Below are 12533 nucleotides of genomic sequence, written 5' to 3'. Positions count from 1 at the left end.
CGGTATTACAAAAACGCTTCTGCTATTGATTCAAGCAGGGAGGGAAAGGTGGAGAGTCGATCTGTAAGCCGGGTTCTGTCGAGGACAGTCATTCCTCTACGATGGCCATCACTGGACATCTTTAGCAACCTACCCGGTTCCAGCGCGGGCCACGCCTTGGAACCCTATTTGGTCTTGCTCCGAGTGGGGTTTACCTAGCCACGAACTGTTACCAGACGTGCGGTGCGCTCTTACCGCACCTTTTCACCCTTACCGGCACCGAAGTGCTTAGGCGGTTATTTTCTGTGGCACTTTCCGTAGGCTCACGCCCCCCAGGCATTACCTGGCACTCCGCCCTATGGAGCCCGGACTTTCCTCCCCCCTCTAATTTTCATAGAGGGCAGCGACTGTCCAATCGACTCTCCGCCGCGCAGGTTAACGGCAGAGCGAACGAAGAACAAGCGCTAAAAGCCTTTGGCCACCCTGCTACGCAATTTATTGTTCTTTCTGTTTATCCAGGGCCACCTGATACAGCACATTCTTGCGCTCGCCAGTGATTTCCGCAGCCAAAGCAGCAGCCCGCTTCAGCGGCATTTCCTTGAGCAACAGGTCGAGGATACGCATCGACTCACTACTGATCGCCTCATCACTTTCCGGTGCTGTCCACCCCGCGACCAGCACCACGCACTCCCCACGCTGCTGATTGCTGTCGGACTCGACGAACTGGCGCAGCTCGGAAAGTGGCAGCCCCTTCAGAGTCTCGAAGGTCTTGGTCAATTCACGCGCCAGCAATGCCGGCCGCTCACCACCGAATACCGACTCCATATCCTGCAGGCATTCAAGTATGCGATGCGGTGCCTCATAGAAAATCAGCGTACGCGGCTCTTCCTTGACCGCTTCCAGGCGCGCCCTGCGCCCAACCGCCTTGGCCGGCAGAAAGCCTTCGAAGATGAACCGGTCTGAAGGCAAGCCCGCCGCCGACAACGCCGCGATCAGAGCACAGGCCCCCGGTACTGGAACCACATTGATACCCGCCGCCCGCGCCTGGCGCACCAGGTGGTAGCCGGGATCGGAAATCAGCGGCGTGCCCGCATCGGAGATCAAGGCGACATTATCCCCAGCCAGCAGACGAGTAATGAAGCGACTGCCCTCATCACGCTCGTTGTGCTCATGGCAGGCAGCCAGGGGCGTGGAAATACCAAAGTGCTGCATCAGGCGCTGGGAATGCCGGGTATCTTCAGCAGCGATCAACGACACCTCGCGCAACAGCTTCAAGGCCCGGGCGCTGATATCGTCCAGGTTGCCGATGGGCGTCGCCACCACATAAAGCGAGCCAGCAGCGGAATTCAAAGGACCTGGAGCAGTCAAAGCGCACACCTCTTGATCGGCAAAAGCGCCATTGTAGCGCGTTGAAGCATTCTCAATACGCCTTGCGATCAGCCGGTATGGCGCTGCGCTGCGACCTTTCAGGCAGCCAAGCAACATTTGCTTGAGCTAAATCGACGGTTTATCGCCAGTAACATCGCACCCCAGCCAGCGCTTGGGTACAATTCCACGCTCATTTGATCGAGTATCAGGAACACTTACATGATCGCTTGCCTGCGGCTGTTTCTTGCCCTCTGCCTGGCTACCCTTCTGGTGGCTTGCGCCAGCTCGCCCTCTTCCAGCCTTGGCGAACTTCCACGGACACCGGATGCCAGTATCGAGCAACTGCTCGAACAGGCCGCCACCAGCAAAACTCCGGAAAAAGCAGCCCTGCTGCGCCTGAGCGCCGCCGACCTGGCGTATCGTCAAGGCAATGCCGGACGCGCCGGACAAATCCTGCAGCAAGTGCCGCTGGATCAACTCAAGCCTGCCCAGCAAATCTTCGCCAGCACCCTGTCCGCAGAGCTGGCCCTGGTGCGCAACCAGCCAAAGGCTGCCCTCACCGCACTGAGCCATCCAAGCCTGCAACACCTGAGCGAACTGCCGGCAGCTCAACAGATTCGCACCGGCAGCGTTCATGCTCGCGCACTGGAAGCCGACGGCCAGACATTGGCCGCCGCCAAAGAGCGCATCGTTATCGCGCCCTTGCTCAAGGATGATGCAGCAGCCAAAAACCACGAAGCCATCTGGGCACTGATTGCCGCCCTGCCGACCGATCAGTTGCAGCCTGCCGGCAATGACGACCTGGCCGGCTGGATGAGCCTGGCCCTGGCAGTCAAGAGCGCCGGCACCCTGGAACAGCAGCAGGCAGCCATCGATACCTGGCGCGCCCAGAATCCAAAGCACCCGGCTGCCATTCAACTGCCCCAACCCCTGATCAAGCTCAAGGAACTGGCCAGCCAGCCGGTATCGAAAATTGCCTTGCTGCTGCCACAGGACGGCCCCCTCGCATCGGTTTCCAAAGCACTGCGCGAAGGTTTCATGGCTGCTCACTACCAGGCTCAGCAAGCCGGACAGAATCCACCCAGCATCGAGTTCTATGACAGCTCGCGCCTAAGCTCGCTGGATGACTTCTACCGCAAGGCTCAGGCCGCTGGCGTGCAACTGGTCGTCGGCCCACTGGAAAAGCCCCTGGTCAAGCAACTTGCCGCTCGCCCGCAGCTGCCGATCACCACCCTGGCCCTGAACTACAGCGAAGGCGAACAAGGCCCGGCGCAGTTGTTCCAGTTCGGCCTGGCAGCCGAAGACGAAGCCCGCGAGGTTTCCCGTCGCGCCCGCGCCGACGGCCTGCACCGCGCCGCCGCTCTGGTTCCGAAAGGCGAATGGGGCGATCGCGTGCTCAAGGCATTCCGTCAGGATTGGGAAGCCAACGGTGGTAGCGTAATCGGTATCGAACGCGTCGATCAGCCCGTCGCCCTGGCACAGCAGATTGCCGACCTGTTCCAGCTGCGCCAGAGCGAAGGCCGCGCCAAGAGCCTGCAGAGCACCGTAGGCACCCAGGTAGCCGCACAGCCATCACGTCGCCAGGATATCGAGTTCATTTTCCTCGCCTCCACTCCGCAACAGGCTCAGCAAATCAAGCCGACCTTGAACTTCCAATACGCTGGTGATGTACCGGTCTACGCCACCTCCAATGTGTTCAGCGCCAGCGGCGACCAGAACCAGTACAACGACATGAACGGCGTGATGTTCTGCGAAACCCCATGGCTGCTGGATGCCAACGGCCCGCTGCGCCGCCAGGTCACCGCACAATGGCCGCAAGCCGGCGGCAGCCTAGGGCGCCTGTATGCCATGGGCGTCGACGCCTACCGATTGGCGCCACGCCTGGGCCAACTCAAGGCCCTGCCAGACAGCCGGATAGAAGGTGAATCCGGCAGCCTGGGCATGGCTGCCGGGCAACGCATCGAGCGTCAGCTGCCATGGGCCAAGTTCGTCGGGGGCCAGGTGACCCGCCTGCCCGACACGCCGCGCTGATGCTCCAAGGATCAAGCCAGCACAGCGGACGAGATGCCGAAAGCCAAGCGCTTGGGCATCTCCAACAGCACGGACTGCGCCTGCTGGCGCAGAACTGGTTGTGTAAACGCGGCGAGCTTGATCTGGTCATGCTTGACGGCGATACAGTAGTATTCGTCGAAGTCCGCTACAGAAAACACACGCAATGGGGTGGCGCACTGGGCAGTATCGATGGGCGCAAGCGTCAAAAACTGATCCTTGCCGCGCAGCTTTTCCTGCAAAGCGAATCACGCTGGTCCAGCCATCCTTGCCGTTTCGACGTGGTCGCCATTGACGGCGCCTCGGGTGCAGAAGCCCGCTTGAACTGGCTACGCAATGCCTTCGACAGCTGAAAGAAGCCCTCAGGCCGCACCCATTTTCACTCAACTTTTTTGCTCTTTGCTTTGCGGGCTGCACATTTACGTGCCACCAAGCCGCGCCACTTAAGGTCACACAGATGGACATGCAATCCCGAATTCGCCAGCTTTTTCAGGCCAGTATCGACACCAAGCAACAGGCGATGGACGTACTTGCACCGCACATCGAGCAAGCCAGCCAGGTCATGGTCAACGCCCTGCTCAACGAGGGCAAGATGCTCTCTTGCGGCAACGGCGGCTCCGCCGGCGATGCCCAGCATTTCTCCTCCGAACTGCTCAACCGCTTCGAGCGCGAACGCCCGAGCCTGCCGGCCATTGCCCTGACTACCGACAGCTCTACCATTACCTCGATCGCCAACGACTACAGCTACAACGAAGTCTTCTCCAAGCAGATCCGCGCCCTGGGCCAGCCCGGTGACGTATTGCTGGCGATTTCCACCAGCGGCAACTCCGCAAACATTATTCAAGCGATCCAGGCCGCACATGATCGCGAAATGATTGTCGTAGCATTGACCGGTCGTGACGGCGGCGGCATGGCTTCCCTGCTGCTGCCTGAAGATGTCGAGATCCGCGTACCGGCCACCGTCACTGCACGCATTCAAGAAGTCCACCTGCTGGCGATCCATTGCCTCTGTGATCTGATCGACAGCCAATTGTTCGGGAGTGAAGAATGACCCCTAATCGCCTTGGCCTCCTGGCCTTGACCTTGTGCCTGAGCATCACTGGTTGCAGCTCGGTGATTACCGCCACCCGCGACAAACCCATCGATGATGACCGCGGCACCCGCACCTTTGGCAGCAAGATCGACGACTCGCTGATCGAGACCAAAGTCGCCGTCAACGTCGCCAAAGCCAGCCCAGACCTGGAAAACAACTCGCACATCGTTGTCACCAGCTTCAACGGCATCGTCCTGCTGGCCGGACAAACACCCCGCCCGGACCTCAAGGCCATGGCCGAACAGGCCGCCAGCGAAGTGCAGCGCGTCAAGAAGGTGCACAACGAACTGCAGGTACTGCCACCTTCCGGCTTCCTGGCCCGCCAGAACGATGGCTGGCTGACCACCAAGATCAAGACCCAGATGCTCACCGACGCCAGCGTGCCCGCCTCGCGAATCAAGGTGGTGACCGAGAACGGCATCGTCTACCTGCTGGGCTTGCTGACCCAACAGGAGGCCACCCAGGCCACCAACCTGGTTCAAGGCGTGTCCGGTGTGCAGAAGATCGTCAAACTGTTCGAATACATCGACTGACACACAACCGCGAGATACAAAAAAGGCGATCCGGATGGATCGCCTTTTTTATTACTTGACCACTTTCAAGCTGGGTCGGCCACTGGGGCGCGGCGGCTCACTGTCCGGTGGCGGCAGGTCGTCATCCGGCTCGAGATCATCCTCTTCATCCAGAGGCGACTCCAGATCGAAGACCATGCCCTGGCCATTCTCACGGGCATAGATCCCCAGGATCGCCGCAACCGGCACATGCAGGCTGTGCGGCACACCACCGAAGCGCCCTTCGAAGGTCACTACGTCGTTATCCATATGCAGATGACGCACGGCACTGGGAGAAATGTTCAGGACGATCTGCCCATCACTGGCAAAGCCCTGGGGCACCTGCACTGCCGGATAGTCGGAATTGACCAGCATGTGCGGGGTGCAATCGTTGTCCACAATCCACTCATAGAGCGCGCGGACCAGATAAGGTCGACTGGAGTTCATAGCGGCTCCTTAAGCCTCAGCGCATATCGCGTTCGACACCAGACAGACTCGCCTGGAAAGCCTCACGCGCAAATTGGCGTTCCATATAATCAAGCAGCGGCTTGGCCTGCCGCGGCAGTTCGATACCCAGGACCGGCAATCTCCAGAGTATGGGCAGTAGGCAGCAGTCCACCAAACTTTGTTCCTCACTGAGGAAAAATGGCTTGTCGGCAAACAAAGGAGAAACACCCGTCAGGCTTTCACGCAATTCCTTGCGCGCCTGCACTCGAGCAGCCTCCTTGGTCCGCGGATCAAGAATCAGATCCACTTGCCCGCACCAGTCACGCTGGATCCGGTGTATCAGCAGACGGCTGTTGGCTCGCGCCACAGGATAAACCGGCAGCAGTGGCGGATGCGGATAACGCTCATCCAGGTACTCCATCACCACTGTCGACTCCCACAACGCCAGGTCGCGATCGACCAGCGTTGGCAAGCTCCCATAAGGGTTCACTTCGATCAGCTTCGGCGGCTGACGCCCCGCCTCCACACTGATGATCTCGGCGCTGACACCCTTCTCTGCGAGCACAATGCGCACCCGGTGGGAATAGTGGTCGGCGGGGTCGGAGTAACAGGCCAACCGATTGGTCACGCCCATGGCGATCCTCCTCGCTTGTTGAAATTATCGGAAGCAGAAAAAACGAGCGCGCCCTCAGGGCGCCTCTGGTAACCCCCGAATGATACAGGGTTGTTACAGTTTCAGAGACGCCCTTGGGCGCGCACGTTCAACAACTGATGCTTAAAACGCTATCAATGCACATCCTTCCAGTATTCGCGCTTGAGCAGATAGGCGAACACGAAGAAGAAGGCCAGGTACAGCAGTACGTAGGTACCGATGCGCTGGTGCTGCAGCTTGACCGGGTTGGCCGAGTAAGCCAGGAAGGTCACCAGGTTCTTGACCTTCTCGTCGAACTGAGCCTCGTTGAGAGTCCCGGTGTTCTCCTTGATGGTCAGCTGGTCACAGGCTTCATGAGTCAGCGGCGTGCCGGTCAGCGGATCGTATTGCTTCTTGCCGTCTTCGACGATCTGCACCTGCTTGCAACCGATCACCTGGCGACCCTGCAGGCCAACCAGAACGTTAGGCATGCCCACGTTCGGGAAAACCTTGTTATTCACACCCCAAGGGCGCGCCGGGTCCTCATAGAAGGACTTGAGGTAGCCATAGAGCCAGTCGGTACCCCGCACACGGGCCACCAGGGTCAGATCCGGTGGCGCAGCGCCAAACCAGGTCTTGGCATCTGCCGGCTGCATGCCGATGTTCATGTGGTCACCGATCTTGGCGCCGGTGAAGACCAGCTTGCTCAACATCAGATCGTGAGGGATACCCAGATCGTCGGCAACCCGCTCATAACGCTGGAACTTGGCGCTGTGGCAGCCCATGCAGTAGTTGGCAAAGGTACGCGCGCCGTCTTGCAGGGCAGCTTTGTCGGCCAGGTCGATATCGACCTTCTCCAACTCAGGGCCGCCGTGCTCGGCCGCGAAAGACAATACAGGCATAGCAGCAAGAATCAGTACAGCAAATAGCTTTTTCATCAGCCAGTCACCCTTTCCGGAACCGGTTTGGTCTTCTCGAGCCTGGTGTAGAACGGCATCAGAATGAAGTAGGCGAAGTACAGGAAGGTACATACCTGCGACAGCAGCGTACGGCCCGGAGTCGGTGCCAATACACCCAGCACACCCAGGATCACGAACGAGATGCAGAACACCAGCAGCCAGATCTTGCTCAGCCAGCCTTTGTAGCGCATGGACTTGACCGGGCTACGGTCGAGCCAAGGCAGCACGAACAGCACGGCAATGGCAGCACCCATGGCAATGACGCCCATGAGCTTGTCCGGCACCGCACGCAGGATCGCGTAGAAGGGGGTGAAGTACCACACCGGAGCAATGTGCTCAGGCGTCTTGAACGGGTTGGCCTGTTCGAAGTTCGGCTTCTCGAGGAAGTAGCCACCCATTTCCGGGAAGAAGAACACGATCGAGCAGAAGATGAAGAGGAACACCACTACGCCGACGATATCCTTCACGGTGTAGTAAGGGTGGAAAGGAATACCATCCAGCGGGATGCCGTTCTCATCCTTGTTCTTCTTGATGTCGACGCCATCCGGGTTGTTCGAACCCACTTCGTGCAGTGCCAGGATGTGCAGCACCACCAGACCGAGGATCACGATCGGCAGAGCAACAACGTGCAAGGCGAAGAAGCGGTTCAGGGTGATACCGGAAATCAGGTAGTCACCGCGGATCCACTGAGTCAGGTCGTCGCCGATGACCGGGATCGCACCGAACAGCGAGATGATCACCTGGGCGCCCCAGTAGGACATCTGGCCCCACGGCAGCAGGTAGCCCATGAAGGCCTCGGCCATCAGTGCCAGGTAGATCAGCATGCCGAACAGCCACACCAGCTCACGGGGCTTCTGGTAGGAACCGTAGAGCAGGCCACGGAACATGTGCAGATAGACCACGATGAAGAACGCCGAAGCGCCGGTGGAGTGGAGCAGACGCAGGATCGCGCCGTACTCGACGTCGCGCATGATGTATTCAACGGAAGCGAAGGCCTCTTCCGCCGAAGGGGTGTAGCTCATGGTCAGCCAGACACCGGTTACGATCTGGTTGACCAGAACCAGCAGCGCCAGGGAGCCAAAGAAATAGAAGAAGTTGAAGTTCTTCGGAGCGTAATACTTGCTGAGATGGTCTTCCCACATCTTGGTCGCGGGGAAGCGCGCATCAACCCAATCCATGAACTTGCTCATCACGCTTTCTCCGTGTCGACGCCAATGACGATGATGTCATCCGACTCATAGGAATGCGGGGGTACTGGCAGGTTCAAAGGCGCAGGTTGCGACTTGTAGACGCGACCAGCCAGATCGTAGTGGGAACCGTGGCAAGGGCAGAAATAGCCACCTACCCAGTCCTTGCCCAGATCCGCGGGCGCCACTTCAGGACGGAAGGTCGGAGAACAGCCCAGGTGGGTGCAGATACCGATCAGCAGCAGAATCTCTGGCTTGATCGAACGCACTTCCGGGTCGACGTAGGTTGGTTGTACTGAGTTCTTGGAGTCAGGGTCAGACAACTGGCCCTCGATCTTTTTAAGATTCCCCAGGATTTCCTCGGTACGGCGGACGATGAATACCGGCTGACCACGCCATTCAGCAATCATCTGCTGACCTGGGTCGATCTTGCTGATATTCACCTTCACCGGTGCACCTGCGGCTTTCGCCTTGGCACTGGGAAACCATGACCCCACGAACGGGACCGCAGCCCCCACCGCTCCAGCAGCACCCACCACGGATGTGGCTGCTACTAGGAAGCGACGCCGGCCTGCATTCACGCCGTCATTGCTCATTCAGTCCTCTCCCATCAGCTTTGTGGCCTGTTAAATCAGGCATCTACTAAGTAAAAATCTGAACTTATAAAAATTTTGCCGAATGGTAATGAAAAGCCCCTATTCTGACAAGGTAATTACCAAGCCGAGCTGGCCCGAAGCCTTGCAGTATAGGGCCTCCGCGGATGTGGCAAGTTGTCACAGAGCAAATTCTAGACAATAAAAAACGCCCAGCTCCGCGAGGAGACTGGGCGCTTTTGAACGCAGTAGCGAATTAACGCTTGGAGTATTGCGGACGCTTACGCGCTTTACGCAGACCCACTTTCTTACGCTCAACTTCACGTGCGTCACGGGTTACGAAACCAGCTTTACGCAGCGCGCTGCGCAGAGTTTCGTCGTAATCCATCAGAGCGCGAGTGATACCGTGGCGGATTGCGCCAGCTTGACCACTTACACCGCCGCCGATAACGGTGACGTAGATATCGAACTTTTCAACGGTCTCGGTCAGCTCCAGCGGTTGACGAACTACCATGCGGGCAGTTTCGCGACCGAAGAAGTTATCCAGGGAGCGGTTGTTGATCGAGATGTTGCCAGTGCCCGGACGCAGGAAAACGCGTGCGGTTGCAGTCTTGCGACGGCCAGTGCCGTAATTTTGAGTCGCCGACATAATGAACTATTCCGTTAAATCTTCAGTTCTTGGGGCTGCTGAGCAGTATGAGGGTGTGCAGCGCCCGCATAGACTTTCAGCTTACGGTACATGTCGCGACCCAGCGGGTTCTTAGGCAGCATGCCTTTTACCGCGGTCTCGATCACGCGCTCAGGGGCTTTGGCGATCAGCTTTTCGAAGTTGATCGACTTGATGCCGCCCGGGAAACCGGAGTGGGAGTAGTACATTTTGTCAGTGGTTTTAGCGCCAGTAACACGTACCTGCTCGGCATTGATCACGACGATGTAGTCGCCGGTGTCAACGTGAGGAGTGTACTCAGGCTTGTGCTTGCCACGCAGACGGCTCGCGATTTCGGTGGCCAGACGACCCAGGGTCTGACCAGCAGCGTCGACGACGAACCAGTCGCGCTTTACTGTTTCCGGTTTAGCAGTAAAAGTTTTCATTCTTTATAGCCTCAGGGGCCGCCCAGCAAAATAGACGGCGGATCTTACTGAATAGTGCTTACTTTGACAAGGTCAAAGGCAGCCGGACACAGACGCTATCGGGGGCTCGGGTCAGCGCGTCTGATATACGGCAAGATTCTTCGGCAGGCGGCGCATCACTTCCACTGCAGAAAGAGCTGCCGAATTATGCAGATTGCGAAAAAAATTTCAACCTGCTTTTATGATTGTTTTGCCAAGGGAGCACCCGATGGACTACCGCCAGCTGGGCCGAACCGATCTGAATGTGAGTGCAATTTGCCTGGGCACCATGACCTGGGGCGAGCAGAACACCGAGGCTGAAGCCTTCGCTCAGATCGAGCGGGCCAAGAACGCCGGAATCAACTTCATCGACACTGCCGAGATGTACCCGGTGCCGCCAAAGGCCGAAACCTACGCCACCACCGAGCGCTATATCGGCAACTGGTTCAAGCAGCGTGGCGACCGCGCCGACTGGGTCCTGGCCAGCAAGATCGCAGGTCCGGGCAACACCATCGACTACATTCGCGACAAACAGCTCAAGCACAACCGCAAGCACATAGTCGAAGCCGTGGATGCCAGCCTCAAGCGCCTGCAGACCGACTGGATCGACCTGTACCAACTGCACTGGCCCGAGCGCAGCACCAACTTCTTCGGCCAACTGGACTACAAGCACCAGGCCGATGAAGACTTCACTCCGCTGGAAGAAACCCTCGAAGCCCTGGACGAGCAGGTCAAGGCCGGCAAGATCCGCCATATCGGCCTGTCCAACGAAACGCCATGGGGCACCATGAAGTTCCTTGCCCTGGCCGAGAGCCGTGGCTGGCCGCGGGCGGTTTCGATCCAGAACCCCTACAACCTGCTCAACCGCAGCTTCGAAGTAGGCCTGGCGGAAATAGCCATTCGCGAACAATGCGGCCTGCTGGCCTACTCTCCTCTGGCCTTTGGCTACCTGTCCGGCAAGTACGAAGGCGGCGCGCGGCCAGCCAAGGCACGGCTGAGCCTCTACAGCCGCTTCAGCCGCTACTTCAACCCTCAGTCGGAAGCGGCCTGCAGCCGCTACGTGGCGCTGGCCCGCGAGCAGGGCCTGGATCCGGCACAAATGGCCCTGGCCTTCGTCACTCAACAGCCGTTCGTGACCAGCAACATCATCGGCGCCACCACTCTGGAACAGCTGGACAGCAACATCGCCAGCGCCGCCTTGAAGTTGTCGGAGGAGGTCCTCGCCGGGATCGAGGCAATCCACAAGGATCACCCCAACCCCGCGCCTTAATAGGCCCACAGTTGCTGGCTTGCCAGCGAATGGATACGTCGCATAACCCGCTTCGCACCCTTCGCCGGCGGCCCGCTTCCTATAGTGAGCGGGCAATGATCTCCTTCATGATCTCGTTGGTCCCGGCATAAATGCGCTGCACCCGGGCATCGGCCCAGGCCCGGGCCACCGGGTACTCCCACATGAAGCCGTAGCCGCCGTGCAACTGCACGCATTCATCAAGCACCTTGCACTGCAGGTCAGTCCCCCAGTACTTGGCCATGGCCGCCGTCGGCACATCGAGCTTGCCCTGCAAGTGCAGCTCCAGGCAGCGATCGACAAATACCCGACCGATCTGAATTTCCGTGGCCATTTCCGCCAGCTTGAAACGGCTGTTCTGGAAATCGGCAATCGCCTTGCCAAAGGCTTTGCGTTCGCGGGTGTATTCCAGGGTCCACTGCAACGCCGCCTCGGCACTGGCCAGGCCACCAATGGCCACGGTCAGGCGCTCCTGGGGCAACTCCTGCATCAAATAGGCAAAACCTGCCCCAGCCTGCCCCAGCAGATTCTCCTTGGGTACTCGCACATCCTGGAAGAACAGCTCGGAGGTGTCCTGAGCCTTCATTCCCACCTTTTCCAGGCGCTTGCCCTTGGAGAACCCGGGAGTATCGGCCTCAACCAGAAACAGGCTGGTGCCCTTGGCTCCGGCCTTGGGATCGGTCTTGGCCACGACTATCACCAGGTCCGCCAGGTAGCCGTTGGTAATAAAGGTCTTGGAACCATTGATCACGTATTCGTCGCCGTCGAGCACTGCCGTGGTCTTCACCCCTTGCAGGTCGGAGCCCGCCCCCGGCTCGGTCATGGCAATGGCCGTGACCATTTCCCCCGAGACCAGCCGGGGCAGGTACTTGTGCTTCAGCGACTCACTGCCGTAATGCAGGATGTAGGGCGCGACAATGTCCGAATGCAGGGAAAAACCAATGCCCGTCAGCCCCAGCCGGCCAATCTCCTCGATCACCACCGCGCTGTAGAGAAAGTCCGCCCCCAGGCCGCCGTATTCCTCGGGAATGTGCGAACACAGCATTCCGGCCTCACCCGCCTTGCTCCACAACTGACGGTCGATATAGCCCTGTTTTTCCCATTCGCCATGGAAGGGCACTGCCTCTTTCTCAAGGAATGTACGCACGCTGTCACGGAAGAGTTCGTGCTCGGAGCTGAACAAGGTTCTAGGGATCATGCAGGCACCTGTGATGGTTATTGATCATGGGTTGGCTGCCAGAGCCTAAGGCTAGCCACCTGCACGGGACACTGGACACA

The 12533-nt window shown here is 58.9% G+C and carries 14 protein-coding genes and 1 other RNA gene; 5 read left to right on the top strand and 10 right to left on the bottom strand.

All coding sequences use genetic code 11. From position 1 onward, the window contains the following. Positions 1 to 48 precede the first annotated feature (48 nt). Together rnpB and rsmI are read right to left on the bottom strand one after the other, a co-directional pair. An RNA gene (gene rnpB, locus BM382_RS07770) (RNase P RNA component class A) lies at positions 49 to 402 on the bottom strand. 72 nt (positions 403 to 474) lie between these two features. Then, on the bottom strand, positions 475 to 1347 hold the full coding sequence (gene rsmI, locus BM382_RS07765) for a 16S rRNA (cytidine(1402)-2'-O)-methyltransferase (RefSeq protein WP_019093695.1): 873 nt from the start codon (positions 1345 to 1347) through the stop codon (positions 475 to 477). 219 nt (positions 1348 to 1566) lie between these two features. Here rsmI and BM382_RS07760 point away from each other — a divergent pair, with 219 nt between their 5' ends. From BM382_RS07760 to BM382_RS07745, 4 genes are all read left to right on the top strand, one after another. After that, positions 1567 to 3378 (top strand): penicillin-binding protein activator, encoded by a 1812-nt coding sequence (locus tag BM382_RS07760; RefSeq protein ID WP_011063321.1) that lies wholly within the window; start codon positions 1567 to 1569, stop codon positions 3376 to 3378. Beyond that, a complete protein-coding gene (locus BM382_RS07755) occupies positions 3378 to 3749 on the top strand; it encodes a YraN family protein (protein WP_019093694.1) in 372 nt (123 codons plus the stop codon). Before BM382_RS07760 ends, BM382_RS07755 begins: the two co-directional genes overlap by 1 nt. A 104-nt stretch (positions 3750 to 3853) precedes the next feature. Then, positions 3854 to 4447 (top strand): phosphoheptose isomerase, encoded by a 594-nt coding sequence (locus BM382_RS07750; RefSeq protein WP_015636934.1) that lies wholly within the window; start codon positions 3854 to 3856, stop codon positions 4445 to 4447. Then, positions 4444 to 5022 (top strand): BON domain-containing protein, encoded by a 579-nt coding sequence (locus tag BM382_RS07745; protein WP_011063324.1) that lies wholly within the window; start codon positions 4444 to 4446, stop codon positions 5020 to 5022. The genes BM382_RS07750 and BM382_RS07745 overlap by 4 nt, the downstream gene beginning before the upstream one ends. A gap of 51 nt (positions 5023 to 5073) precedes the next feature. Here the strand turns inward: BM382_RS07745 and BM382_RS07740 are convergent, their stop codons facing one another. The 7 genes from BM382_RS07740 to rplM all read right to left on the bottom strand — a co-directional run bounded on the left by BM382_RS07740 (position 5074) and on the right by rplM (position 9949). Continuing rightward, entirely contained in the window at positions 5074 to 5487 is a 414-nt protein-coding gene (locus BM382_RS07740) for a ClpXP protease specificity-enhancing factor (RefSeq protein ID WP_011063325.1), read from the bottom strand. A gap of 16 nt (positions 5488 to 5503) precedes the next feature. Further along, entirely contained in the window at positions 5504 to 6121 is a 618-nt protein-coding gene (locus BM382_RS07735) for a glutathione S-transferase N-terminal domain-containing protein (RefSeq protein ID WP_011063326.1), read from the bottom strand. A 152-nt stretch (positions 6122 to 6273) separates the two neighbouring features. Beyond that, entirely contained in the window at positions 6274 to 7056 is a 783-nt protein-coding gene (locus tag BM382_RS07730) for a cytochrome c1 (RefSeq protein ID WP_011063327.1), read from the bottom strand. Beyond that, positions 7056 to 8267 carry a cytochrome b gene (locus BM382_RS07725; protein WP_011063328.1) on the bottom strand — a complete coding sequence of 404 codons (1212 nt, stop codon included), beginning with the start codon at positions 8265 to 8267 and terminating at the stop codon, positions 7056 to 7058. The genes BM382_RS07730 and BM382_RS07725 overlap by 1 nt, the downstream gene beginning before the upstream one ends. After that, on the bottom strand, positions 8267 to 8860 hold the full coding sequence (petA, locus tag BM382_RS07720; RefSeq protein WP_011063329.1) for a ubiquinol-cytochrome c reductase iron-sulfur subunit: 594 nt from the start codon (positions 8858 to 8860) through the stop codon (positions 8267 to 8269). The genes BM382_RS07725 and petA overlap by 1 nt, the downstream gene beginning before the upstream one ends. Before the next feature lie 253 nt (positions 8861 to 9113). After that, positions 9114 to 9506 carry a 30S ribosomal protein S9 gene (rpsI, locus tag BM382_RS07715; protein WP_003228056.1) on the bottom strand — a complete coding sequence of 131 codons (393 nt, stop codon included), beginning with the start codon at positions 9504 to 9506 and terminating at the stop codon, positions 9114 to 9116. Between the two features lie 14 nt (positions 9507 to 9520). Beyond that, positions 9521 to 9949 (bottom strand): 50S ribosomal protein L13, encoded by a 429-nt coding sequence (gene rplM, locus BM382_RS07710; protein WP_007928449.1) that lies wholly within the window; start codon positions 9947 to 9949, stop codon positions 9521 to 9523. Positions 9950 to 10196: 247 nt separating this feature from the next. On the opposite strand from rplM, the gene BM382_RS07705 reads away from it, so the two are divergent. Next, on the top strand, positions 10197 to 11237 hold the full coding sequence (locus BM382_RS07705; RefSeq protein WP_072442539.1) for an NADP(H)-dependent aldo-keto reductase: 1041 nt from the start codon (positions 10197 to 10199) through the stop codon (positions 11235 to 11237). Positions 11238 to 11316: 79 nt separating this feature from the next. Here the strand turns inward: BM382_RS07705 and BM382_RS07700 are convergent, their stop codons facing one another. Continuing rightward, positions 11317 to 12453 (bottom strand): acyl-CoA dehydrogenase family protein, encoded by a 1137-nt coding sequence (locus tag BM382_RS07700; protein ID WP_011063331.1) that lies wholly within the window; start codon positions 12451 to 12453, stop codon positions 11317 to 11319. Positions 12454 to 12533 lie beyond the last annotated feature (80 nt).

Source organism: Pseudomonas sp. NFPP25 (genome assembly GCF_900116505.1).
GTDB classification, from domain to species: domain Bacteria; phylum Pseudomonadota; class Gammaproteobacteria; order Pseudomonadales; family Pseudomonadaceae; genus Aquipseudomonas; species Aquipseudomonas protegens.
Note: the sequence above shows the minus strand (reverse complement) of the source record. Positions and strands in the feature narration are given on the sequence as shown.